The organism is Streptomyces sp. DH24, from assembly GCF_029813775.1.
Taxonomy (GTDB): Bacteria; Actinomycetota; Actinomycetes; order Streptomycetales; family Streptomycetaceae; genus Streptomyces.
Window position 1 is genome coordinate 128,034 of record NZ_JARVKW010000006.1, and the last position, 24,176, is coordinate 152,209.

Below are 24,176 nucleotides of genomic sequence, written 5' to 3' on the forward strand. Positions count from 1 at the left end.
GCAACAAGGAGCACCGGAGCAATGAGCCTGCGGGCACGCATCAACTCCCCCGAGGAGAACGGGAACCGGGGCGAGGACGGCCACATGGTCGCCTCCTACCGGGCCAAACTCCTGGAGGAGATCGACCTCGCGGAGATGAGCTCGCTCGCCGCCGCCGAGCGGCGGGCCCGCCTGGAGCGGGTGCTCGGGCACATCATCAGCCGCGAGGGCCCGGTGCTGTCCACGGTCGAGCGCTCCCAGCTGATCCGCCGGGTCGTCGACGAGGCACTCGGCCTCGGCATCCTGGAACCCCTGCTGGAGGACGCCTCCATCACGGAGATCATGGTGAACGGCCCGGACGCCATCTTCGTGGAGCGCGGCGGCCGGGTCGAACAGCTCCCGCTGCGGTTCGCCTCCAACGACCAGCTGATGCAGACCATCGAACGGATCGTGTCCACGGTCAACCGCCGCGTGGACGAGTCCAACCCGATGGTCGACGCCCGCCTGCCGTCCGGCGAGCGCGTCAACGTGATCATCCCGCCGCTGTCCCTGACCGGCCCCACGCTCACCATCCGCCGCTTCCCGCGCTCCTTCACCCTCCAGGAGCTGATCGGCCTGGGCTCCGTGGACGAGCAGATGGTGTACCTGCTGGCCGGGCTGGTGCAGGCGAAGTTCAACATCATCGTGTCCGGCGCCACCGGCACCGGCAAGACCACCCTGCTGAACGCCCTGTCCGGCCTCATCCCCGAGACCGAACGCATCATCACCATCGAGGACTCCGCCGAACTCCAGCTCCAGCAGACCCACGTCATCCGCCTGGAGTCCCGCCCGCCCAACGTCGAGGGCAAGGGCCAGGTCACCATCCGCGACCTGGTCCGCAACTCCCTGCGCATGCGCCCCGACCGCATCGTCGTCGGCGAGGTCCGCGGCGGCGAGTCCCTGGACATGCTCCAGGCCATGTCCACCGGCCACGACGGCTCCCTGGCCACCGTCCACGCCAACAGCGCCGAGGACGCGCTGATGCGGCTGCAGACCCTGGCCTCCATGTCGGACGTGGAGATCCCGTTCCCCGCCCTGCACGACCAGATCAACAGCGCCGTCGACGTCATCGTGCAGCTCACCCGGTTCGCGGACGGCGCCCGCCGCGTCACCGAGATCGCCCTGTTGGAGAGCCACGGCAGCGAGCCGTACCGGCTGGTGACCGTCGCCCGCTTCAACGCGCGGCCGATGGCCGCCGACGGCCGCATCCACGGCGCGTTCGAGTACTGCCCGCTGCCGCGCCGCGCCGCCGACCGGCTCTACATGGCGAGCCAGCCCATACCCCAGGCCTTCGGTGTCGCCGAGTCGGCGGACCAGCTGGCCACCCGAGAAGCCAGGTAGGTGCCGCCATGGAACTGCAGACCCTCGTCACCCTCACCACCGGCGTCACCCTGCTGACCTGCGTCCTCGCCGTCACCGGCCTGCACTTCTACGCCCAGGGCAGGGCCCAGCGGCAGGCCCTGGTGGACCGTCTGTCGGCCTCGGGCCAGACCCCGGTGGCCGGCCGCCGCCGCAACTTCACCGGCCTGGACCGCCGGCTGCGCCGCACCAAGGCGGGCAGGAACCTCGAACTGCGCCTGGCCGCGACCGGCCTCGACGTCACACCGGGCGAGTTCTTCGTCTGCATGCTCGCCACGGTCGCCGGCCTCTGGCTCGTCGGACAGGCGACCCTGGCCCCGTTCTTCGGCCCGCTCGCCGGCCTGCTGGGCATCTGGGTGGCCCTCCAGTTCCTCAACTGGCAACGCCAGAAACGCATCGAGCGGTTCATCAACCAGCTCCCGGAACTGGCCCGCATCCTGGCCAACGCCACCCAGGCCGGCCTCGCCCTGCGCACCGCCATCGGCATGGCGGCGGAGGAACTGGAGGCCCCGGCCGGCGAGGAACTCGGCAAGGTCGCGGCACAACTGGCGGTGGGCGCCTCCATGGACGACGCCCTCGGCGAGCTGGCCGAACGCCTCCCGTCCCGCGAACTCGTCGTCCTCGTCACCACCCTCGTCCTGTCCAACCGGGCGGGCGGCCAGGTGGTGAGCGCCCTGCGCAACCTCACGGAGACCCTGGAGGAACGCAAGGAGACCCGCCGCGAGGTCCGCACCCAGCTGTCCCAGGTCAACATGACGTCGTACGCCGTCCCGGTCCTGGGCGTCGGCTCCCTGTTCCTCATGAACGGCGTGAAGGACGGCGCCCTGGAACGCATGACCGGCTCCGGCTTCGGACAGGCCGCCGTGATCATCGCGTTCTCGCTGTACGCCGTCGGCTTCGTCCTCATCCGCCGCATGTCCCGCATCGACGTCTGAGCAGCAGAGGGGATATCGACTCATGGCACTTGTGCTGGCCCTCCTGATGGCCCTCGGCGTCTGGGGCGTCTTCGCCGGCGTCCGCATGTACCGCGCGGAGGCCAAACTCCCCGCCGACCTGCTCCTCGCCCTGGAGGTGGGCGCCACCCGCACCGGCGCGGTGGACTCCCTCATCGACCGCCTCGGCATGCGCTACGCCCCCGCCGTCCTGCGGATGATGGGCCCGAAGCAGGTCGCCAAGTACCGCCGCAAGATCGACCTGGCGGGCAACCCGGGCGGCCTGACCATCGACCGCTACGCGGCCCGCCGCGCGGTGTACGGGTTCCTGGGCGGCTTCGGCGGCCTGGTGTTCCTGATGCGGGGCGACTTCTTCGTGGCTCTGCTGCTGCTGGCCTTCGGCGCGTTCTGGACGGAGGTCGGCATCTGGGCGGCGATCCGCATCCGCAAGGACGAGATCGAACGGACCCTGCCCGACTTCCTGGACGTCCTCGCCGTCGTCGTGAGCGCCGGACTCGGCTTCCGCCAGGCCCTGGACCGCGTCGCCTCCAGGTACGAGGGCCCCTGGGCGGACGAACTGCGCATCACCCTGCGCCAGATGGACCTCGGCATGAGCCGCCGCCAGGCCTTCGCGGAACTGCGCCGCCGCAACGACTCCGAGCAGGTCGCCATGTTCGTCACCGCCCTCCAGCAGGGCGAGGAACTCGGCGCGCCCATCGTCGACACGCTCGTCGCCCTCGCCAAGGACATGCGCCGTACGGACGCCCAGAACGCCCGCCGCAAGGCCGCCCGCGCGGTCCCCAAGGCCACGATGATGATCACGACGTTCATGGTCCCGGCGACGATGCTGCTGCTGGGCGCGGGCCTGATCCTGGGTTCGGGCACGGACTTCGGCACGATCACGGGGGAGTGACGAAGGTGGCGGAGGGCACGCAGGGCGACGCGGGCGCGGGCGACGTGACCGGCCTGCCCACCACCCGCACCCGGTTGCTGCGCCGCCGCCCGAGGACGCCGGAGATCACGACCCCGCCGACGGGCACGGTCCTGCCGGCCCACGCCCGCACGGGCGCCCCGGACGTCCCGGTCACCACGGCGACCCCGGCACTGCCACCGGGGTGGGCACCGGCGGAGGGCGCGCGGGCGGTCGCGTACGACGACAGGGCGGCCGGCCCCGCACAGCCGGCACCCCGCAGCGAACGCCGCACGGGTGACGGCGCGGCCGGTACCCCCGTCGCGTCCGAAGCCACCGTCCCGTCAGAACCCCCCGTCCCGCCCGAAGCCCTCGTCCCGCCCGAAGCCCTCGTCGCGTCCGAAGCCACCGGCCCGTCCGAGGCCCGGACCGGAACGCCCCCCGCCGATGTCATGACCGACGCTGCCACCGCCACTGCCACCGCCACCGACGCCGCCGACGACAAGACCGGCCGGCGGCGGACCGCGTCGCAGCCCCCGCGCCCCACCCTCGCCATCCAGGTCAACGCCCTGCAGGCCATGTGCCGCCACGTCTTCGGCTTCCGCCTGGCCATGATCGCCCTCGCCGCCCCCGCCGCCCTCCTCAACGCCAACCCGGGCCTCGGCACCCGCCTCGTGGGCATCGCCGTCGTCGTCACCTTCATGGCGTCCTACGTCCTCTTCAGGGACTGGGAACGCTTCGGCCCGCTCCTCCTGCGCCACCCCGTCCTGCTGGTCGTGGACACCCTCTTCGGCTTCCTGCTCCTGGTCTCGGCGGGCCCGGACACCACCCTCGCCTACGTCAGCGTCTGCACCCCGCTGCTCGCCGGCCTCGTCTACGGCTGGCGCGGCGCCGCGGCGTTCGCCTCGCTCCAGGTCCTGATCCTGCTGCTGGTCCACGCGACGCTGGAGAACCCGGACCCGGGCATCGCCGAGTCGTCGCTCCTGCCGGGCCTGTGCGTGATCGCCGGCGCCGTGGGCTCCAGCCTGCGCGGCCTGATGCTCCGCTTCGGCGAAGCCACCCAGGCCCTGACGACGGTCCAGGCCCGCCTGGCGGTCACGGAGGCGGTCAGCGCCGAACGCGCCCGTCTCGCCCGCGAGATGCACGACTCGGTCGCCAAGACACTGCACGGCGTGGCCCTGGTGGCGGACGGCCTGGCCTGCTCGGCGGGCCGCGACCCCGTGAACCCGGCCCTGATCAGGCAACAGGCGGAACTGGTCGCCCGCTCGGCCCGCCGCGCCGCGGCGGAGTCCAGGGAACTCCTGTCGGACCTGCGCCGCGAGTCCGACCCCGACCAGGCGACGGACGTCTCGGCCGAACTGGCCGCCCGCACCACCGACTTCGCGGCCCGCACGGGCCTCCCGGCGACGTACCGCGCCGCCGCCGAGCACGCCGTACCCCCCGTCCCCCCGGCCGTGGCCCGCCAGCTCCTGACGATCGCCACGGAGGCCATGGAGAACGCCCACCGCCACGCCGCGCCCACCCACGTGGAGGTGAGCGCTGGCATCCACGGCGACCTCCTCCGGATCAGCGTCTACGACGACGGCCGCGGCCTCCCGCCGGGCACCACCCTCGAACAACTCCGCCGGGCCGGTCACTTCGGCCTGGTGGGCATGGTGGAACGGGCGGCGTCGGTCGGCGCGCGGATCCGCATCGGCCGCGGCACACACCCCCGCGGCACCGAGGTCCGCCTGGAACTCCCCCTGGCGGCCCTGACCACCCGACCGGCCCCATGAACCCAGCCCGCCGCTCCCCCCACCACACGAGAGGAGGCAGCCCCATGCCGGACCCGACCACACCGTCACCCGGCGGCGAGCAGCCGCCCCCCAGCCCTTTCGCGGACGCCCCGCCGCGTCCCCCGCTGCGGGTCGTGGTGGCCGACGACAACCCGGTGGTCCGCGCGGGCCTCACCGCCCTGCTCTCCGGCCGCGCGGACATCACGGTCGTGGCCGAGGCGGCCGACGGCCGCGAGGCCTACGAGGCCGCCCGCGCGCAACGCCCGGACGTCGTCCTCCTCGACGTCCGCATGCCCGGCGTGGACGGCATCTCGGCCCTGCCGTACCTGGTGCAGATCGCCCCGGTCGTGATGCTGACGTACAGCAGGGAGTCGGAGATCGTCCGGGAGGCGCTGCGCAGGGGGGCGGGCGGCTACCTGGTCCACGGCGAGTTCACCGCCGACCAACTGGTCGCGGCGGTACGGGACATCAAGGAGGGCAGACCGCACTTCACGGCGACGGCGGCGGGCGCGCTGCTGGCCCAGCTGAGGGAGGGCCACAGTGGGGCGGCACTGCCGGACGGACTGGGCGGAGCAAATGCGACTGCACATGAAAATCCGGCGGCAAAGACCGACCGTACGGCGCCTCTACTGCCGCACGACACAGCCGCCTTGCGCTTGCCGCCGGTGCCGCCCGCACCCACTTCTCCGGAAAACCTTTCGCAGCTGCAACCGAATGTGGGACAGTCGTCGTCTGGGTGGACAGGTGGCCGTCCGGCCGCCCCCGACAGGTCGCGCTACCAACTCAGCACGAGGGAGGCGGAGATCATGGACCTCATCGCGTCCGGGATGAACAACCAGCAGATCGCCGCCACGTGCTTCATCAGCGAGAAGACGGTCAAGAACCACATCAACCGCATCTTCGCCAAGCTCCACAGCACGAGCCGCGCCGAGGCCGCCGCCAAGTGGCTGGGCACGGCGCCCGGCTCCGGCCGAGGGGTGGGGTGACCGGCCATGACCGTCGGGGCGAAGAACACACGGCGTCACTGGGCCTCCGAGGCCTCGGATTGGGCCCGCGTTTGGGCCCTGGGACCCTCTGCCGGACGTGCCGTTGCGCCGTACGTTCCTCCTGTCGAGAGCGGCACCGGCAAGGAGGAAGCCGCTGACGCCACATCCGGAGGGGAACCCCATGAGCGACCTGATGCTGAAGACCGCCGTTGCGACCAAGGTGCGCGTCAACGGCTGGAAGAACACCACGGTCGAGGCCATGCAGCGCCGCGGCGCCGGCGACAGGGGCCAGACCGCGGTCGAGTACCTGGGCATCATCGCGGTGGTGGTGGCGATCGTGCTGGCGATTACGGGTACCAACATCGGACAGACGATTCTCGGCAAGATCCAGGCGCAGATCGCCAAGGTCGCTCCTTGATCCGACTCCGTCGGTACGGCGACGCAGGGCAGGCCTTCCCCATCTACATCACTGTGGTGGGGGGCCTGCTCTTTCTCGCGTTCGCGTACTTCGCGGTCGGCCAGGCAGCGGCGAATCGGAACGGCGCCCAGACGGCCGCCGACGCGGCAGCACTCGCGGCGGCTCAGGAGAGGCGGGACCAACTCGCCGGCAATTGGGTGCGAAACGTGCTCGACCCGAACAAGTGGCAGGACATCTTCGAAGGCGATCCGGGCGGGACACTGGCCCCGACGTGCGGGCGGGCGGGGCAACTCGCGGCGCGGAATGACGCGCGTCTGGTCGACTGCGATCCCGGGATCCTGCGCTTCAGCGTCGAAGTCGAGACGAACAAGAGCGTGGGAGACTCGGTCGTTCCCGGCACGGAGAACCGGCAGGCGAACGCGACTGCCACTGCCGTGATCGAACCACGCTGCGCCTTCAAGCTCCCTGCCGAGGACGCTCCTGCAGAGACGCTGCCGCGGCTTTCCTGCAAGGGCAGGGACTGGGACCTCGACCCGGACGACCTCACGATTCTGCCGAAACCCGAGGACCTGTTCGACGTCCACCTGGCTGACTGAAGAAGCGAACGATGAGTGGAGAAGGAAGCAGAGAGATGAGCATTCGGTTCACTGCGAAGGCCCGCAGGGGGATGGTCGCCCTGACCGTGGCGGCCGGGCTGGCCCTCGGCATGGCCGGTTGCGGCGGTGGGGGCGACGACGACAAGGCGAGCCCTTCCGCATCGGCCTCGCCGGACGGTGGCTCCAATCCGAGTGCTCAGGAAGGGAAGCCCGAGACGCCCTTGGCGGAACTGAAGGGCATCGAAGGGCTACTGCTCCAGATCACGTCTGCTGAGCGGGACGCGGGCGGCTTCATCACCGTGAACGGCACCGTCAAGAACGACGGAGCCAAGTCCGTGGTGATTCCGCCCCAGACAAGCGGCGACGAAACCGAGGTCATCAAGCACGGTCCCTCGCTGGGCGGCGCGACACTTGTCGACTCCAAGGGGAAGAAGCGCTACTACGTACTTCGCGACACCGACGGTCGGCCGCTGACCACCACGGGACTGGGAAACCTGGAGCCGGGCCAGACGCTGCCGGTCTTCATGCAGTTCCCCGCACCGCCGACCAGCACGAACGAGGCCGACTTGCAGGTGCCCACCTTCAGCAGCGGCACGATCAAGATCTCCGGGTGAGGCCCACCATGACCCGAACCCACACCCGGACAGCACATCCACGCCTCAGCCTGGTGGTCACCGCGGCCACCCTCATGGTGGTCACCAACATCTACGGCGCCACGACGTCCCACGCCGACGAGAGCCCCGGTGTCCCCCCGGGTTCGCAGGCCTCCGCCGCGGCACCGGTCGAGGTCGACCGCAACGACCCCGATCTGAAGCTCCCCGAAGGCGCCACCCTCGCCGAACCCAAAGTCCTCGACATCAAGTCCGTCGTGGAGGACCAGAGCGGCGACGAGCGGCGCGAGGACACCAACTCGGACGTGAAATTCGCGCTCCAGGCCGAGGTGCTGTTCCCGAAGGACAGCGCGAAGCTGAGCGGCGCCGCCAAGGCACGCATCTCGACGATCGCCGAGGAGATCAAGGCGCAGAACGCGACGAGGATCCGCGTCTTCGGCTTCACGGACAACCTCGGTTCCTCCGCCCACGGCGACGTCCTGTCCAGGCAGCGGGCCGACGCCGTGCAGAAGGTGCTGGACCAGGAGCTGAACGACGCGAACCTCACCTACGAGGTGCGCGGCTACGGCGAGCAGTACCCGATCGCGGACAACTCGACCGAGTCCGGCCGCAAGAAGAACCGGCGCGTGGAGGTCTCCTTCCCGCGCGGGAACGGCTGACGCGACGGACAGCGGCACGACCAATTCACGGGGACGGGGACGGGGACGGGGATGGGGACGGGACGAACAGTCATGGCATCGACGACAGCAGCACGAAGGGCGGCGCTGGTGGCGCTGACCGTCGTCACAGTCCTCACCACCGCCGGCTGCGGAGGCGACTCGGGCGAACCCGACCGCGAAGCCGCAGCCGGCACCCCGTCCACCGGCGCCACCGGCTCCGCACCCGCCAGGACGAAGCCCACCCCCACCCTCACCCCTACCCCGACCCCGACGATCACCGCGGCCGACGGGACGGACCCGGCCGCCTGCGCCGACGCGAACTGCGAGATCGCGGTGACCGAACCCGTCACCTTCCGCTTCGCGGGCCCGGACGGCAGGGCGGCGACCCTGTCCGTCACCAAGGTCGGCCGCAACGAGGTCGAGTACACCGTGAAGTCGGGCAACGGCCGCTCCAGGGGCGGGGCGAGCGGCCCGGGACAGGGATGCCTCACCGTGCTCCGCGGCAACGGCTCCGGCAACTCCTGCGGAGGCGGCCTGGACGACACCCGCCCGAGCCCGCAGCCCGGCGCGGTGGTGATCCAGGTGACGGGGCACGAGGACGGGACGGCCCTGCTCCACATCGTTTCGGACTGACGCGGACTCAACACGGCCGGGAGGGCCCGTCGTGGGGTGCGCGGACGTCCCGCGCGTAGGCGACGACGGCGGGCTTCCGGTGGCCCCTGCGGCCCCGGTGCCCCCGGACGGCGCCGCTCACCCGGGCTCGGCCAGCACCTCCACCCGGCCGCCCGCCCGCAGCCCCCACCCCGCCATGGCCCCCGCCTCCGCTTCCAGAACGTGCCGGGAACGCAGCCGGGGCAGCCCGAGCCGGCCCGGCCGCATGGTGCGTACGGCGATGACGCCGAGGTGCCGGTCGAGGTAGGCGACGTCGATGGGGATGCGCATGCGGAAGGTGTGCACGCTGTTGGCGGGGGTGAGGAGGATCGCGCCGTCGACCGAGTCCCGGCCCAACAGGCCCTTCGTACGCGCCCGGTACGAGCCCGCGATCTCCAGCGGCACCCGGACCGGCACCCCCGAAGCGCCCGCCCCCTCCGCGTGCACGAGCAACTGCCCCCGACCGTCCCGCCACCGCCCCATACCGACACCCCTCCGTCCGAGCCACGAGCCGGGAGAACCCCCTGAGTCGGCCAGAATCCCCGAGCCCAACAACCCCCCGAGCTCACAAAGACCCCGAGAGGACAAGACCACCACAAGACCACGACGACACGCACGACCAGACCACGACGAGACGCACGACCAGACCACTGTGCCTCAGGGCAGGCCCACCCGCGCACATTCCCGGGCGCCCCCGAAATCCAGTTGTCGGCGCCCGTACCGCCCGGGTAGGAAGATCCCATGACCGATCTGGGCGCAGTCTTCCGCCCGCAGCTCGCCCCCGAGCGGCTGCGGGACGTCGTTCAAGTCGCCGACGGCGCAGGGCTCCAGGAGCTCTGGCTGTGGGAGGACTGCTTCCGGGAGGGCGGGATCTCCGCCGCCGCGGCCGCGCTGGCCTGGAGCGAGCGGGTGCGGATCGGTGTCGGGCTGCTGCCCGTGCCGCTGCGGAACGTCGCCGTCACCGCCATGGAGGCCGCCACCCTGCACCGCATGTTCCCGGGCCGTCCGGTCATCGGCGTCGGGCACGGCGTGCAGGACTGGATGGGCCAGGTTGGTGCGCGGGCCGAGTCGCCGCTGACTCTGCTGCGGGAGCACCTCGACGCGTTGCGCGCCCTGCTGCGCGGCGAGCGCCTCACCACCGCCGGCCGCTACGTCACCCTTGACGACGTCGCCCTCGACTGGCCGCCCGAGCACCCCGTCGACGTCCTCGCCGGCGCCACCGGACCGCGCACCCTGAGGCTGTCGGGTGAGGCGGCCGACGGCACGATCCTCACCGCGGCCACGCCGCCCGACGGTGTACGCCGTGCCCGTGCCCTGATCGAGGAGGGACGTGCGGCGGCCGGCCGGCTCGACGCGCCGCATCGGGTCGTCGTCTATCTCCTCGCCGCCACCGGACCCGACGCTGCCGCCCGGCTCCGGGCCGACCTGGTCGCCGAGGGCGTCGCCGACGTGCCCGACCTGGGCGTCGCCGGTGACGCGGACACCGTCGCCCAGGCCGTACGGGCCCTCGCCGACGCCGGCGCCGACACCGTGATCCTCCAGCCCACCGCCGACGAACCCGACCCGGAGGGCTTCGTGCGCTTCGTCGCCGAGCGGGTCCGTCCCCTCGTACCGTGAGCGCCGGACATCCCATGAACGACCGTTCCTTCGAGGAACTCGTCGCCGAAGGCGCCTCCGTGCCCACCGAGGGGTGGGACTTCTCCTGGTTCGAGGGGCGGGCCACCGAGGCCCGGCCCTCCTGGGGGTACGCGCGCTCCCTGGCCACGCGGCTCGGTGCCGCGCGGGCCGCGCTCGACATCCAGACCGGGGGAGGGGAGGTGCTGGAGTCCGCCCTCCGCACGGCCGCCCCGGCGCGGCCCGGCCTCGCCGTCGCCACCGAGGGCTGGCCGCCGAACGCCGCCCGGGCCACCGCCCGGCTCCGGCCGTACGGCGTCCCCGTCGTCGCCTCCGGCGAGGACGCGCCGCTGCCGTTCGCCGACGGGACGTTCGACCTCGTCTCCAGCCGCCATCCCGTGCGCCCGCACTGGACCGAGATCGCCCGCGTCCTCGCCCCCGGCGGCACGTACTTCGCCCAGCACGTCGGCCCCGCCAGCGCCTTCGAACTCGTGGAGTACCTCCTCGGTCCCCTGCCGGACGACGCGCGCGCCGGCCGCCACCCCGACGGCGAACGCGCCGACGCCGAGGCCGCCGGGCTGGACGTGGTCGACCTGCGCGCGGAGCGGCTGCGCATGGAGTTCCACGACATCGCCGCCGTCGTGCACTTCCTCCGCAAGGTCGTCTGGATGGTGCCCGGCTTCACCACCGAGGCCTACGAGCCCCAACTCCGCGCCCTGCACGACAAGATCCGCACCGAGGGCCCCTTCATCGCCCACAGCGCCCGTCACCTCTTCGTCCTCCGCAAACCGGCACAGCCGCGCGAGCCGGCCGGGCCGGCGACCGAGCTGCCGCGCCCCGCGCCCCGCTCCCCGCGCTCGCGGCGTTCCCCGTGACCCGCGGGTGCTCGCGCGCCGGCATGAGCCGCCGACGGCAGGGGTGAAAGAGACCACATCCTGGCCGCTGTGCCGTTCACCTGCACTTCTGTGCTCGCGCCCTCACCCGTTTTCCACATCGTTATCCGCGCGGCTCGCATCCGGACGGCGGTTTCACGTAAGTTCAGACCAAGGTAATTCGCGTGAGCAAAGCTGCGCGGGCGGCACCGCGCAGTGGAGGGGGCTGCGCGGAGCCGCAATCCTGGTCAAGAGGCGCCCACCCCGTGTTCACCCGTCGGGGGGACACCGTGCGCCCGCCGTATTCGGACAGGCCCCGTCGTGATGTCGCCCTTTGTGTGGTTGTGTCCCGTCGTCGCCGCGTTGCCGGGCGGTTTCGGAGAGTAGTTGTGGCACGCCGATGCACGCAGCACCACATACAAAGGGTTATGGTGGAAACCCCCCCTCGGGCCGGTCCGTCTCCCCCCCACGGACCGGCCCGTTTTTCATGCGTGCGACCGGCCTGCTCCCCTGCGCCCCCGATACAGTCCTGCGCATGTCGAACGATCACCCGAACGGCCACCCGCCCCACCCCGCACCGCCCCCGCAGCAGGGCCCGTACGCCCCGCCCGGCCCGCAGTACGCCCCGCCCGGTCAGCCGGGACAGCCCGGACCGTACCCGCAGCCCGGCGCCTACGCCCCGCCCGGCGCTCCTTACGCCCCGCACGCCCCGACCGCACCCCTCGCCATGCCCGGCCCCGTCCGTGCCGCGCAGGTCGTGATCTTCGTGATGGCCGGGCTCGCGGTCCTGCTCACCGCGCTCGTCGCCGGCGGTTCGGGCGCCGAGTCCGCCGGGCGCTACTTCGCCATGTACCTGATGACGGTGCCCCTGTTCGTCCTCGCCTTCCGCTACGCCACCGCGGGCAACGGCGTCCGCGTCGCCTCGATCGTGCTGGCGTCCGTGCAGATCGTCATCGCGCTCGGCGCGACCGGGCGGGGCACCGCGGGCGCGTTCCTCCCCCTGGCCGGCACCATCGCCCTGCTGTTCATGCTGACGCCGGCGTCCTCGCGCGCCTGGTTCCGGCGGAACTCGGACGGCGTGCCCCCGCAGGCGCCGTATGGGCCGTACGGCACCTGACACCCTTTTTCGGGCGCCGGACGGCGGCGGGGGTAGGCTTCGCCCCGGGGTACCGCCATGCGGACAGGGAATCGCCCTCGGCCGCTCCTGCCCGCCGGTCGCGGGCCCGGTTCCGACCTGTCCGATCCGTCCGGAGGGGCTGACAATCACGTGAACCTGCGCGACAAGCTGCGCAACCTGCTGGTCAGGCTGTACGCACGCCGGGTGGAAGGCCACCTGGACCACGCTCAGGTGCCCAAGCACATCGGCGTCATCATGGACGGCAACCGCCGCTGGGCGAAGGCCGCCGGGTCCACCACCGCGCAGGGACACCGGGCCGGCGCGGACAAGGTCGAGGAGTTCCTCGGCTGGTGCAGCGAGACGGACGTCGAGGTCGTCACCCTCTGGTTGTTGTCCACGGACAACTTCGACCGGCCGCAGGAGGAACTGGGCCCGCTCCTCGACATCATCGAGGACGTCGTGCGCACCCTCGCCGCCGACGGCCGCTGGCGGGTGCACCACGTCGGCACGATGGACCTGCTGCCGCAGCAGATCCAGACCGCCCTCAAGGAGGCCGAGGGCGCCACGGCCGACAACACCGGGATACTGGTCAACGTCGCCATCGGCTACGGCGGCCGCCAGGAGATCGCCGACGCGGTGCGCTCGATGCTGTTCGAGGCCCAGCAGCGGGGCACCTCGCTGGCGGAGCTCGCCGAGTCCGTCGACATCGACATGATCGGCCGTCACCTCTACACCGGCGCCCAGCCCGACCCCGACCTCGTGATCCGCACCAGCGGCGAGCAGCGGCTGTCCGGATTCATGCTCTGGCAGAGCGCGCACTCCGAGTACTACTTCTGCGACGTCTTCTGGCCGGCCTTCCGCAAGGTCGACTTCCTGCGCGCCCTGCGCGACTACGCGGCCCGCCACCGTCGTTTCGGCGGCTGACCGCGCCGCCGCCCGACCGGTGGTCATTTTCCGGTCACCGGGGGCGAAGCGAGACCGGGTACCCCGCGGGGTCCGGACGTAACACGGAGTTCACCGGGCCGCCGTGCCGCGTCGTGGCATGGCGGTGCTCGTTCGAGGGCATAAGCCAAGCAGGTCGACGCCCGAACCACGGGTGTCGGATCTCAGCGGACGGCACGGGGCCGTCCGCCCGGGAGGCCCTTTGCACCAGCCCGACCGTGCGGTACCGGCACGGAGGACGCGGAGGGCCGGTTCCCGGCCCGCGGTGCTTCGCGGCCGAGGACCGGTCCAGCTCGACTCCGTCGCTCCCCGACCTCATCCGAGGGGGTACGTCCTTCCGTGGTGACCAGCACAAAGCGCCACAAGCCAGACCGGCGCACCTACGTTCTCGACACCAGCGTTCTGCTGGCCGACCCGAAAGCTTTGAGCCGCTTCGACGAGCACGAGGTCGTGCTGCCCGTCGTGGTGGTCACGGAGCTGGAGGCCAAGCGGAACCATCCGGAACTCGGCTATTTCGCCCGGCAGGCCCTGCGGCTGCTCGACGACTACCGGGTCCGGTTCGGCCGGCTGGACGCCCCCATCCCGATCGGGGAACTCGGCGGAACGGTCCGTGTCGAGCTCAACCACTCGGACCCCAGCGTGCTGCCCAGCGGCTACCGCCTGGGGGACAACGACTCCCGCATCCTCGCGGTGGCCCGCAATCTGCAGGCCGAGGGGTTCGACGTCACCGTCGTGTCGAAGGACCTGCCGCTCAGGATCAAGGCGTCGTCCGTCGGACTCCTCGCCGAGGAGTACCGCGCGGAGCTCGCCATCACGGACGCCTCCGGCTGGACCGGCATGTCCGAACTGACCCTGCCCGGCGAGCAGGTCGACGTCCTCTTCGAGGAAGGACACGTGTACGCCCCCGAGGCGGCCGGCCTGCCGGTGCACACCGGTCTGACCATCCAGTCGGAGCGCGGCAAGGCCCTCGGACGGGTCACGCCCGAGGGCAACATCCGGCTGGTGCGCGGCGACCGGGAGGCGTTCGGCATCAAGGGGCGCAGCGCCGAGCAGCGCATCGCCCTCGACCTGCTGCTCGACCCGGACGTGGGAATCGTGTCGATGGGCGGCCGGGCCGGCACCGGCAAGTCGGCGCTGGCGCTGTGCGCTGGCCTGGAGGCGGTCCTGGAGCGCCGCCAGCACGAGAAGATCATGGTCTTCCGTCCGCTGTACGCGGTGGGCGGGCAGGAGCTCGGCTATCTCCCCGGCAGCGAGGCCGAGAAGATGAGCCCCTGGGCCCAGGCGGTCTTCGACACGCTGTCGGCGGTCACCAGCCGTGAGGTCATCGAGGAGGTCACCGCGCGCGGGATGCTGGAGGTCCTCCCGCTGACGCACATCCGGGGCCGTTCCCTCCACGACGCGTTCGTCATCGTGGACGAGGCGCAGTCGCTCGAACGGAACGTCCTGCTGACCGTGCTGTCCCGCATCGGCGCGAACTCGCGGGTCGTTCTGACCCATGACGTGGCACAGCGGGACAATCTGCGCGTCGGGCGCTACGACGGTGTGGTCGCCGTGGTGGAGAAACTGAAGGGTCATCCGCTCTTCGCGCACGTCACGCTCACGCGGTCCGAGAGGTCCCAGATCGCTGCCCTTGTGACCGAAATGCTGGAGGACGGACAGATCTGACGGATTCACTCCGTACGGCCCGGTGAGGGCCGGTCGCGCGGGAGTTGGCGCCGTCCGGAAAGGCGTAGAGCCTAGCCGGGCGGCGTCCGCGTGTGTGCGGCTTTCCTGAAACCCCCTGGCGCAAACGAGGTGTGAGCTTTCACACGCACGATGGAATTGCCTCGCGGCGGCCGGGTGCGGCAGAGTCTCACTCCTGTCAGGCCCCGCATACGACACATCTGTACCCCCAGCGGTACGGCACCACAAAAGCATCAGCACCAACTGCATAGCGATGTCGTATGCCGCCCGCGCACCACGCGGCGCTCCCCGCGAGGGAGTTGCCCACCGGGCCCGAGCCTCCCGTGACCCCGCAGTTGGGGAGGCCAGTGCCAGGGGCACGATTGCGTCCGCCAGGGTCACCGAAGCGGGCGATGCTGGAAGGAAAACCGTGTGAGCCGGATTTCGGTCCGGGGATTCGCAGTGGCCTCGGCCACGGCGGTCACCGCTGTCGGAAGCGTCGTCGGCGTTGCCTCGGGCAGCACCGCGCAGAACAACGACGCCGAAGCGACGGCAGCTGAGGCGGCAACGCTGCTCGCGGACATCCCCTCGGGTCAGCAGGCCCAGGTGCAGACCGCATCCCTGACGCAGCAGGCCGACGCACAGGCCATCGCCGCGGACGCGAGCGCCAAGAAGGACGCCGAAGAGGCGGCCCGCAAGGCAGCCGCCGAGACGGCCATCGCCAAGAAGGAGGCCGCCGAGAAGGCGGCCAAGGCGGCCGAGGAAGCGAAGAAGCGCGCGGCGGAAGAGGCGGCGGCCAGCCGCAGCGCCGCCCGGGACGCCTCCGACTTCGCCGTCCAGAGCTCGTACTCCGTCGCGCAGATCCAGGCGATGGCGCGTCAGATGGTCCCCGCCGGCCAGTTCCAGTGCTTCAGCAACATCGTGGACCACGAGTCCGACTGGAACTACCGGGCCGTCAACCCGTCCTCGGGCGCCTACGGTCTCTTCCAGGCCCTGCCGGGCTCCAAGATGTCGTCGGTCGGCGCCGACTGGCAGACCAACCCGGCCACCCAGATCAAGTGGGGCCTCAACTACATGAACGAGCGCTACGGCAGCCCTTGCGACGCCTGGTCGTTCTGGCAGGCCAACCACTGGTACTGAGCCTCACCCGGGCCCGCCGGGCCGCGTCCCGCGCTCCGGCCGCTCAACCCGGCGCAGCCCCTCACCGTCCTACGGTGGGGGGCTTTCGCCATGTACGGTCGGTCGGTACGACTCCAGGGGGGAGTGGTGGGGAGAGACGGGGGAAGAGGACTGATCATGTCACGAGTGCCAGGGTGGCTCGGTCGGCTGGGTGCCGGACTCACCGGAGTGAGCAGGCGGTTGGACGAGCGCCGCGCCGAGGCGGAGCGGGAGAACGACGACCCCGAGTCCTCCGCCCAGTACGTTCCGCCGCCCCCGGAGTACGCCCCGGAGATCCCGGCCCGCCCGGACCCGGCGCAGGCCGTGCCGTGGGGAGTGCGGGTCGCCGCCGAGGCGGGCTGGCGGCTGCTGGTGCTGGCCGGCACGCTCTGGGTCCTGATGCGGGTCATCAGCGCCGTCCAACTGGTCGTGCTGGCGTTCGTCGGGGCGCTGCTCATCACGGCGCTGCTCCAGCCGACCGTGGCGCGGCTGCGGCGGCGCGGGGTGCCGCGCGGGCTGGCCACCGCGCTGACGGCGATCCTCGGGTTCGTCGTGATGGGCCTGATGGGCTGGTTCGTGACCTGGCAGGTCATGGAGAACATCGACGACCTCTCCGGCCAGGTCCAGGACGGCATCGACGAGTTGCGCAGGTGGCTGCTGAACAGCCCCTTCCACGTGACCGACAAGCAGATCAACGAGATCGCCAAGAACCTGCGCGAGGCGGTGGGCGCCAACACGGACGCCATCACCTCGGCGGGCCTGGAGGGCGTGACGGTCGTCGTCGAGGCGCTGACCGGCATCCTGCTGACGATCTTCTCCACGCTGTTCCTGCTCTACGACGGCAAGCGCATCTGGGAGTGGACGCTGAGGCTGGTGCCGGCGGCGGCCCGGCCGGGTGTGGCGGGCGCGGGTCCGCGCGCGTGGCGGACGCTCACCGCCTATGTGCGCGGCACGGTGATCGTCGCCCTCATCGACGCCATCTTCATCGGTCTCGGCATCTACTTCCTCGATGTGCCGATGGCCGTGCCGCTGGCCGTGTTCATCTTCCTGTTCGCCTTCGTGCCGCTGGTCGGCGCGGTCGTCTCGGGCGCTCTCGCGGTGGTCGTCGCGCTCGTCACACAGGGCGTGTTCACGGCCGTCATGGTGCTGGTGGTGGTGCTGGCGGTGCAGCAGATCGAGGGCCACATCCTGCAGCCGTTCATCCTGGGGCGCGCGGTGCGGGTGCATCCGCTGGCGGTGGTGCTGTCGGTGGCCGCCGGCGGCCTGGTCGCGGGCATCGGCGGAGCCGTGGTGGCCGTGCCGCTGGTGGCGGTGACCAACACCGTCGCGGGCTACCTGCGGTCGTACTCGCACGAGGCGGCCCTCAGGTACGCGCCGAAGCCGCGCGGGGCGACGGCTTCCGGCGTGGCGTCGGTGGCGCCGCCGGTGCCGCCCGTGCCGCCGTCCGGGCCGGCCGAGCGCACCGAGTAGCGGCGCGCGGGCAGCACGACGGGGCCCCGGCCACCTGGGAGGTGGCCGGGGCCCCGGTGCGTGCGCGGAGGGACTACTCCGCGAGGACCGCCTCGGCGTCCAGCGTGGCGCCGACGGCCTGGATCACGGCCGCGATCTTGAAGGCTTCCTGGATCGTGTCACGGTCCATGCCGGCCTTGCGCAGCACCTGCTCGTGCGAGTCGAGGCACATGCCGCAGCCGTTGATGGCGGAGACGGCGAACGACCACAGCTCGAAGTCGACCTTGTCGACGCCGGGGTTGCCGATGACGTTCATCCGCAGACCCGCGCGCAGCGTGCCGTACTCGTGGTCCGACAGCAGGTGGCGGGTGCGGTAGAAGACGTTGTTCATCGCCATGACGGCGGCGGCGGCCTTGGCGGCCGTGTACGCCTCCGGCGAGAGGTTCGCCTTCGCCTCGGGCGCCAGCTCGCGCAGCACGATGGGGGAGCGGGAGGCGATGGCGGTCGCCAGCACCGTGCCCCACAGCTGCTGCGCGGGCAGCTCGGAGTTGCCGATGACCGAGCCCAGGTTGAGCTTCAGGTCCTTGGCGTAGTCCGGTATCGAGGACTTCAGGGAGTCGAGCGACATGTCAGGTCACTCCCCGGCCAGCAGCGCGACCGGGTCCAGGGTCTCGTCGCCCTTGCTCCAGTTGCACGGGCACAGCTCGTCGGTCTGCAGGGCGTCCAGGACCCGCAGGACCTCCTTCGGGTTACGGCCGACGGAGCCGGCGGTCACCATCGTGAACTGGATCTCGTTGTTCTGGTCCACGATGAACACCGCGCGCTTGGCGTAGCCGTCCTCGCCCTCGATGCCGAGGTCGCGCATCAGCTCGTGCTTGGGGTCGGCCAGCATCGGGAACGGCAGGTCACGCAGGTCGTCGTGGTCCTTGCGCCAGGCGTGGTGGACGAACTCGGAGTCACCGGAGAAGCCGAGGATCTGGGCGTCGCGGTCGGCGAACTCGTCGTTCAGCTTGCCGAAGGCCGCGATCTCGGTCGGGCACACGAAGGTGAAGTCCTTGGGCCACGCGAAGACGATCTTCCACTTGCCCTCGTAGGTCTTGTGGTTGATCGTCTCGAACTCCTTGCCCTTCTCCAGCGAGACGCAGGCGGTCAGTTCGAACTCGGGGAACTTGTCACCGACAGTGAGCACACGCTCTCCTTGCAGCGAGGAAACACCGGGATCGCTGGTGTTTCCCATGGGTTGGACTCTTGTGATGTTGGCACACGGTGCATTGATTGCGGAAATAGCTACACTCGGTCGTGTTGATCGGAGGTGGCTATTAGTGACCGTGGGTAAGAAGAGGCAGCCGAGCCTCGCCCAGATGAGGGCGTTCGCCGCCGTTGCCGAGCATCTCCACTTCCGGGATGCCGCCGCGGCCATCGGGATGAGCCAGCCCGCCCTGTCCGGTGCCGTCTCCGCCCTGGAGGAGGCGCTCGGCGTCACCCTCGTGGAGCGCACCACCCGCAAGGTGCTGCTGTCGCCCGCCGGCGAGCGGCTCGCCGTGCGCGCCAAGGCCGTCCTGGACGAGGTCGGGGCGCTCATGGAGGAGGCCGAGGCGGTACGGGCGCCGTTCACCGGGGCGCTGCGGCTCGGCGTCATCCCGACCGTCGCGCCCTACCTGCTGCCGACCGTGCTGCGCCTCGTCCACGACCGCTACCCGCACCTCGACCTCCAGGTCCACGAGGAGCAGACCGCCAACCTGCTGGAAGGGCTGGCCGCCGGCCGGCTGGACCTGCTGCTGCTCGCGGTGCCGCTCGGCGTGCCCGGCGTCGCCGAACTGCCCCTCTTCGACGAGGACTTCGTGCTCGTCACGCCGCTGGACCACCCGCTCGGCGGACAGCGGGACATACCGCGCTCGGCGCTGCGCGAGCTGAACCTGCTGCTCCTGGACGAGGGGCACTGCCTGCGCGACCAGGCCCTCGACATCTGCCGGGACGCCGGGCGCGACGACGTCCCGGCGACCACGACGGCGGCCGGTCTCTCGACGCTGGTGCAGCTGGTGGCGGGCGGCCTCGGCGTCACGCTGCTGCCGCGCACGGCCGTCAAGGTGGAGATCTCCCGCTCCAGCGGCCTGCGCACGGGGTTCTTCACCGACCCGGCTCCGACCCGCCGCGTCGCGCTCGCGATGCGGGCGGGCGCGGCGCGCTCCGCGGAGTACGAGGAACTGGCGGCGGCGCTGCGGGAGGCGATGGAGGACCTGCCGGTACGGATACTGGCCGCGTGAGGCCGCGTAAGGCCGGACGCCGCCGGGTACGGCCGGATGTCGCCGGGTACGGCCGGACGCCGCCCGGCACGGCGGGGTGTCGCCCGGCGCGGCGGGGTGTCGCCCGGTGCAACGGGTGTCGGCCCTTTCCCGAGCCCTCGGCCTCAGGGACTCGGCCGCCCTGGTCGGGGCCCTCTTGCCGAGGCCGGGACTGACGTCGCCGGGGGCCTGGCCGGGCCCCCTTCCGAGACCGGAACCCCCGTTGCTCATGCCGGACCTGTTGCCGAGACCGGAACCCCGTGGCTCAGGCCGGACCCGTTGCCGAGGCCAGAACCCCCCCCGTTGCTCAGGCCGGACCCGTTGCCCCGACTGCGCGGCCGTCCGCAGGCCGTCCCGGCCGCTTCCGCCGTCCCCGCCCTCACTCCGTGCGCAGTCCGTCCGGCCGCATCATCCGCAGCAGCGGTGGCAGGCTCAGTGCCGTCACCACCAGGACGACGCCCGCCCCGATGCCGGTCACCGAGAGCACGCTCGCCCAGTCGACCCGCACCGTCGTGTTCGTCATCCGCAGCAGCACGGCCCCCAGCGTCAGCCCCACCGCGCACGCCAGGGCCAGCCCCAGCACGATCGGGATCGCCGTCTGCCACAGCACCGACAGACTCAGCGTCCGGCGCCGCGTGCCGAAGGCGACCAGCGCCGACAGCAGCTTGCGCCGCTCCCGCAACTGCTCCAGCTGGGACACCAGCAGACTGGCCCCGATCAGCGCCAGCACGCACGCCGCGCCGACGAACAACCCGGTCCGGATCGCCGTGTACCGCTCGGAGTTGTCGGTCGCCGACCAGGTCATCGGGTCCGCCAGCGGATCGACGGCCGCCGCCGTGTTCCGCACCAGGTCCCGCACGTCCGGCACCGATGCGTCGAGCCGCAGGTACACCTCCCCGTTCAGGGCGGGCACGGCCGCCGCGGGCAGCGCCTTCGGCGTGACCAGGAACCCGCCGCGGTCGGTGCCGTTCATGCCGATCCGGGCCGCGGCGGGCTTCAGTTCACGCGGCACCGTCCAGGCCACCGCGTGCTCCCGCGAGCCGCCCTCGTAGAAGGGGTCGAGGTACAGGGTCCGGCCCGGCTTCGCCAGCTTCGGCGTCTCGGTGTCGTACTCGGCGCCCCGCACCGCGAACACGTCGCCGTCCCGACAGGAGGGCAGGTCGGCCACCTGCCGCAGCGCCGCACAGTTTCCGACGGTCACCGAGGTGCTCGACCGCGGGTCGCTGCGCCGGTCCCCGGCGGACCCCTCGGCGAAGGCGTACGCCGTGCGCACGCCCTCGGTGCGCCGGAACCTCTCGGCGGCGGTGTCGACCGGCACGCCGTCCGACAGCGACACCTGCATCTGCGCCCGCGTGAGGTCCAGGCCCGTGTTCTTGCTGTAGTCGCTCTCCACCCCGGCGAACAGCATCTGCAGCGCGATCGCCCCGGCCACCGCGACCGCGATGCCGTTGACCATGCGGGCCGCCGTGCCGCTGCTCAACTGGAGCCGCCGCACGGCCAGTTGCCAGGCGACGCCGCCCCCGCCGAGCCGCGCCACGACCGCCTCCACCACCCACGGCAGCAGCGCGGTCACGCCGATCAGCAGCAGCAGTACGCCGCCGGTCACCAGGTACTGGTTGAAGTCGCCGTTCTCGCGGCCCTGGCCGATCATCGGGTACAGCAGCGCCAGTCCGCCCAGCGGCAGCAGCAGCCGCCACCACAGCCGGCGGCGCCGGGGTCTCGCGCTGCGCACCACGCCGAGCGGCTCGATCACCACGCCGCGCAGCGCGAACACGGTGACCAGCGCCGCCGCCGCGGGGACGGCGACCGCGACCAGCAGCGCCAGCGCGGGCGAGGGGTCGAGGTAGCTCGGGAACACGCTGACCCCGAACACCTCGACCGACCCGGCCAGCTGACGCCCGGCCAGGAAGAACACCGCGCCGAACACCAGCCCCAGCGTCGCGCCCGCCAGCGCCTCCCCGGCCGCGATCCGCCGCGTCATGCGGCTGTCGGAACCCACCAGCCGCAGTGCCGCGAGCCGCCGGTCGCGCCGTTCGCCGCCGAACCGCACGGCCGCCGCGATGAACACGGCCACCGGCATCAGCAGCACCACGAACACGACCAGCACCAGCAGGAGCAGCACCGGGTCCATCGGCTCCGACGCCGGGTCCGGGTCGCCGAACTGCTCGACGCGGGTCACCCGGCCGTCGTGGAGGTGGGGCGTCATGCCGTCCGCGCCCCGGTAGAAGGCGAGTTCGGCGGAGCCGACCAGGCCGTTCTCCGCGATGGTGCCGACGATCCGCTCCGGCAGCCGCTCCCGCAGCAGCCTGCCGTCGTCCGACGCCAGCAGCCGCTCCAGCGCGGGGGAGACGACCATCTCGCCCACCGCCGGGAAGCGGGTCACGCCGGGCGGCAGCGGCGCCCGCGTCCCCTCGGGCTCCAGGCCCCGGCCTCGGACCTCCTTGTCGCGGAAGGTCGTCGAGAGGTTGGTGACGAGGAGCGTGTCCTCGCCCTTCGGCACCTGCTCGCCGCTGAACGTGAAGTCCGTGCGCGCGCTCTCCCGCTGGTCCCGCGCGGCCAGGGCGCTCGGGACGGCCGTCGTCAGCAGCAGCAGCGCCACCCCGAGTCCCACGCCGACCGCCGTCAGCAGGGCCCGGACCCAGCCCTCGCGCCCGCCGGTGAACGCGAACCGCGCCCCCATCGCCAGGTCCCCGTACCACCTACGCACGCTCATACGACGCGCTCCATGTCCCGCGCCCTGCCGTCCCGGACGACGATCTCCCGGTCGGAGTACGCCGCCACCCGCGCCTCGTGCGTCACGAGCACCACGGCCGCGCCCGCCGACCGGGCCGCGTCCGTCAGCAGATCCATGACGCGCTCGCCGTTGAGCGAGTCGAGCGCGCCGGTCGGCTCGTCGGCGAACAGCACCCGGGGCCCGGTCACCAGGGCGCGGGCCACGGCGACCCGCTGGCCCTGACCGCCGGACACCTCGCCCGGCCGCTTGGCGCGCAGGTCGTCGACCTCCAGCCGTTCCATCCAGGCCAGCGCCGTCCGCTCGGCCTCCCGGCGGGAGGTGCCGTTCAGCCGCAGCGGAAGCGCCACGTTCTCCACGCAGGTCAGCTCCGGCACCAACTGGCCGAACTGGAAGACGAACCCGAACTCCGAGCGCCTGAGCGCACTGCGCCGGGCGTCGCTCATGGTCGCCATCTCGTGCCCGTCGTACCTGATCGACCCGGAGTCCGGCGTCACGATCCCGGCGAGGCAGTGCAGCAGCGTCGACTTGCCGGACCCCGAGGGCCCCATGACGGCGACGACCTCGCCGGGGTGGATGGAGAAGTCGGCGCCGTCCAGGGCCGTCGTCGGCCCGTACGCCTTGCGCAACTGGTCGGCCACCAGCAGGGAGCCGGGCGGCGGGGTCATCGGGTCACCGCCTGGGCCAGCTTGTCGAGGCGCGCGGCGGTCAGTTCCAGCCAGCGCAGGTCGGCCTCCAGGTGGAACAGGGCGTGGTCGCAGATCAGCTGGTCGGCGAGGTCGCCCTTGCGCTTGCGGTCGGTGAGGATCCGCATCATGCGCAGGTGCTCGGCGCGCTGCGTGTCGAGGATGTCGCCCGCGTCGCGCCGGGTGAGCAGCGCGAGGACGACCTTGGTGTAGAGGGTGGACTGGAGGTACGGCTCGGGCTTCTCCGGCGTCGCGAGCCACCGCTCGACGTCGGTGACGCCGGCGTCGGTGATGGCGTACCGCTTGCGCTCGGGGCCGCCGCCGGGCTCGATGCCGTCGACCTCCACGAGGCCGTTCTTCAGCAGGCGGGACATCGTGGAGTAGACCTGGCCGTAGTGCAGGGGCCGGTCCTGACCGAACTTCTCGTCGAAGGCCCGCTTGAGGTCGTAGCCGTGGCGCGGGCCCGACTCCAGCAGACCGAGGAGTGTGTGACCAATGGACATGAGCGCACTCTACACACGGTGTATACGTTGGGTGTATACGCCGAGTGCGCGGATCATGGCGGGGTGTACGGCGACGCAGGTGGCGGCCGTTTGTCACGGTTCTGCCACACGGCCGGCGGGGCTGCGGCCGGGCGGTGCGGTGGCCGGCGGGGTCAGGCCGGCGGGCTGAGGTCGGGCGGGCCGAGGTCGGGCGGTGCGGCGGGCGGGGCCCGGCTGCGCGCCCGGCTCCGCCCGCCCGGCGTCCA

General features: G+C 71.9%; 24 protein-coding genes. 18 read left to right on the forward strand and 6 right to left on the reverse strand.

The features are described from left to right. Nucleotides 1-21: 21 nt before the first annotated feature. The 10 genes from QC282_RS06960 (at nucleotide 22) to QC282_RS07005 (ending at nucleotide 8,897) form a co-directional block, all read left to right on the forward strand. Complete coding sequence (locus tag QC282_RS06960; RefSeq protein WP_279548327.1) at nucleotides 22-1,359, forward strand: CpaF family protein; 1,338 nt, start codon at nucleotides 22-24, stop codon at nucleotides 1,357-1,359. Between the two features lie 8 nt (nucleotides 1,360-1,367). Continuing rightward, complete coding sequence (locus tag QC282_RS06965) at nucleotides 1,368-2,312, forward strand: type II secretion system F family protein (RefSeq protein WP_279548328.1); 945 nt, start codon at nucleotides 1,368-1,370, stop codon at nucleotides 2,310-2,312. A gap of 22 nt (nucleotides 2,313-2,334) precedes the next feature. Beyond that, a complete protein-coding gene (locus tag QC282_RS06970; RefSeq protein ID WP_279548329.1) occupies nucleotides 2,335-3,222 on the forward strand; it encodes a DUF5936 domain-containing protein in 888 nt (295 codons plus the stop codon). A gap of 449 nt (nucleotides 3,223-3,671) precedes the next feature. Next, the gene (locus tag QC282_RS06975; RefSeq protein ID WP_336621065.1) at nucleotides 3,672-4,994 is read left to right on the forward strand and encodes a histidine kinase; all 1,323 of its coding nucleotides are present in this window, start codon (nucleotides 3,672-3,674) and stop codon (nucleotides 4,992-4,994) included. Nucleotides 4,995-5,038: 44 nt separating this feature from the next. Continuing rightward, on the forward strand, nucleotides 5,039-5,980 hold the full coding sequence (locus QC282_RS06980) for a response regulator transcription factor (protein WP_279548330.1): 942 nt from the start codon (nucleotides 5,039-5,041) through the stop codon (nucleotides 5,978-5,980). A 181-nt stretch (nucleotides 5,981-6,161) separates the two neighbouring features. Further along, nucleotides 6,162-6,398, forward strand: a complete 237-nt coding sequence (locus QC282_RS06985) for a hypothetical protein (RefSeq protein WP_279548331.1) — start codon at nucleotides 6,162-6,164, stop codon at nucleotides 6,396-6,398. Beyond that, a complete protein-coding gene (locus tag QC282_RS06990) occupies nucleotides 6,398-6,994 on the forward strand; it encodes a pilus assembly protein TadG-related protein (RefSeq protein ID WP_279548437.1) in 597 nt (198 codons plus the stop codon). Before QC282_RS06985 ends, QC282_RS06990 begins: the two co-directional genes overlap by 1 nt. A gap of 35 nt (nucleotides 6,995-7,029) precedes the next feature. Beyond that, nucleotides 7,030-7,608 (forward strand): hypothetical protein, encoded by a 579-nt coding sequence (locus QC282_RS06995; protein WP_279548332.1) that lies wholly within the window; start codon nucleotides 7,030-7,032, stop codon nucleotides 7,606-7,608. A gap of 8 nt (nucleotides 7,609-7,616) precedes the next feature. Further along, complete coding sequence (locus QC282_RS07000) at nucleotides 7,617-8,264, forward strand: OmpA family protein (protein WP_279548333.1); 648 nt, start codon at nucleotides 7,617-7,619, stop codon at nucleotides 8,262-8,264. 72 nt (nucleotides 8,265-8,336) lie between these two features. Further along, on the forward strand, nucleotides 8,337-8,897 hold the full coding sequence (locus QC282_RS07005; protein WP_279548334.1) for a hypothetical protein: 561 nt from the start codon (nucleotides 8,337-8,339) through the stop codon (nucleotides 8,895-8,897). Nucleotides 8,898-9,014: 117 nt separating this feature from the next. On the opposite strand, the gene QC282_RS07010 is transcribed toward QC282_RS07005, so the two are convergent. Continuing rightward, complete coding sequence (locus QC282_RS07010; RefSeq protein WP_279548335.1) at nucleotides 9,015-9,398, reverse strand: DUF192 domain-containing protein; 384 nt, start codon at nucleotides 9,396-9,398, stop codon at nucleotides 9,015-9,017. A gap of 258 nt (nucleotides 9,399-9,656) precedes the next feature. Here QC282_RS07010 and QC282_RS07015 point away from each other — a divergent pair, with 258 nt between their 5' ends. The 7 genes from QC282_RS07015 to QC282_RS07045 all read left to right on the forward strand — a co-directional run bounded on the left by QC282_RS07015 (nucleotide 9,657) and on the right by QC282_RS07045 (nucleotide 17,750). Then, the gene (locus QC282_RS07015; RefSeq protein WP_279548336.1) at nucleotides 9,657-10,532 is read left to right on the forward strand and encodes an LLM class flavin-dependent oxidoreductase; all 876 of its coding nucleotides are present in this window, start codon (nucleotides 9,657-9,659) and stop codon (nucleotides 10,530-10,532) included. Between the two features lie 14 nt (nucleotides 10,533-10,546). Further along, nucleotides 10,547-11,404 carry a class I SAM-dependent methyltransferase gene (locus tag QC282_RS07020; protein ID WP_279548337.1) on the forward strand — a complete coding sequence of 286 codons (858 nt, stop codon included), beginning with the start codon at nucleotides 10,547-10,549 and terminating at the stop codon, nucleotides 11,402-11,404. A gap of 532 nt (nucleotides 11,405-11,936) precedes the next feature. Continuing rightward, nucleotides 11,937-12,518 (forward strand): hypothetical protein, encoded by a 582-nt coding sequence (locus QC282_RS07025; protein WP_279548338.1) that lies wholly within the window; start codon nucleotides 11,937-11,939, stop codon nucleotides 12,516-12,518. Between the two features lie 150 nt (nucleotides 12,519-12,668). After that, entirely contained in the window at nucleotides 12,669-13,442 is a 774-nt protein-coding gene (locus tag QC282_RS07030; protein WP_279548339.1) for an isoprenyl transferase, read from the forward strand. Between the two features lie 357 nt (nucleotides 13,443-13,799). Beyond that, entirely contained in the window at nucleotides 13,800-15,125 is a 1,326-nt protein-coding gene (locus tag QC282_RS07035) for a PhoH family protein (protein ID WP_279548340.1), read from the forward strand. Between the two features lie 429 nt (nucleotides 15,126-15,554). Continuing rightward, on the forward strand, nucleotides 15,555-16,262 hold the full coding sequence (locus QC282_RS07040) for a transglycosylase SLT domain-containing protein (RefSeq protein WP_279548341.1): 708 nt from the start codon (nucleotides 15,555-15,557) through the stop codon (nucleotides 16,260-16,262). Nucleotides 16,263-16,418: 156 nt separating this feature from the next. Beyond that, a complete protein-coding gene (locus QC282_RS07045; RefSeq protein WP_279548342.1) occupies nucleotides 16,419-17,750 on the forward strand; it encodes an AI-2E family transporter in 1,332 nt (443 codons plus the stop codon). A gap of 73 nt (nucleotides 17,751-17,823) precedes the next feature. On the opposite strand, the gene QC282_RS07050 is transcribed toward QC282_RS07045, so the two are convergent. Further along, nucleotides 17,824-18,357, reverse strand: coding sequence for an alkyl hydroperoxide reductase (locus QC282_RS07050; RefSeq protein ID WP_279548343.1), 534 nt, complete (start codon nucleotides 18,355-18,357; stop codon nucleotides 17,824-17,826). Nucleotides 18,358-18,363: 6 nt separating this feature from the next. Further along, complete coding sequence (locus QC282_RS07055) at nucleotides 18,364-18,918, reverse strand: peroxiredoxin (protein ID WP_279548344.1); 555 nt, start codon at nucleotides 18,916-18,918, stop codon at nucleotides 18,364-18,366. Nucleotides 18,919-19,090: 172 nt separating this feature from the next. On the opposite strand from QC282_RS07055, the gene QC282_RS07060 reads away from it, so the two are divergent. Next, on the forward strand, nucleotides 19,091-19,993 hold the full coding sequence (locus QC282_RS07060) for a LysR substrate-binding domain-containing protein (RefSeq protein ID WP_279548438.1): 903 nt from the start codon (nucleotides 19,091-19,093) through the stop codon (nucleotides 19,991-19,993). Nucleotides 19,994-20,390: 397 nt separating this feature from the next. Here the strand turns inward: QC282_RS07060 and QC282_RS07065 are convergent, their stop codons facing one another. Genes QC282_RS07065 through QC282_RS07075 form a run of 3 tightly spaced genes read right to left on the reverse strand, consistent with a single transcriptional unit; the run spans nucleotide 20,391 to nucleotide 23,931 of the window. Beyond that, complete coding sequence (locus QC282_RS07065) at nucleotides 20,391-22,724, reverse strand: ABC transporter permease (RefSeq protein WP_279548345.1); 2,334 nt, start codon at nucleotides 22,722-22,724, stop codon at nucleotides 20,391-20,393. Beyond that, a complete protein-coding gene (locus QC282_RS07070; protein ID WP_279548346.1) occupies nucleotides 22,721-23,410 on the reverse strand; it encodes an ABC transporter ATP-binding protein in 690 nt (229 codons plus the stop codon). Before QC282_RS07070 ends, QC282_RS07065 begins: the two co-directional genes overlap by 4 nt. Next, nucleotides 23,407-23,931: a PadR family transcriptional regulator gene (locus QC282_RS07075; protein WP_279548347.1), complete on the reverse strand. Its 525-nt coding sequence runs from the start codon at nucleotides 23,929-23,931 to the stop codon at nucleotides 23,407-23,409. Before QC282_RS07075 ends, QC282_RS07070 begins: the two co-directional genes overlap by 4 nt. Nucleotides 23,932-24,176 lie beyond the last annotated feature (245 nt).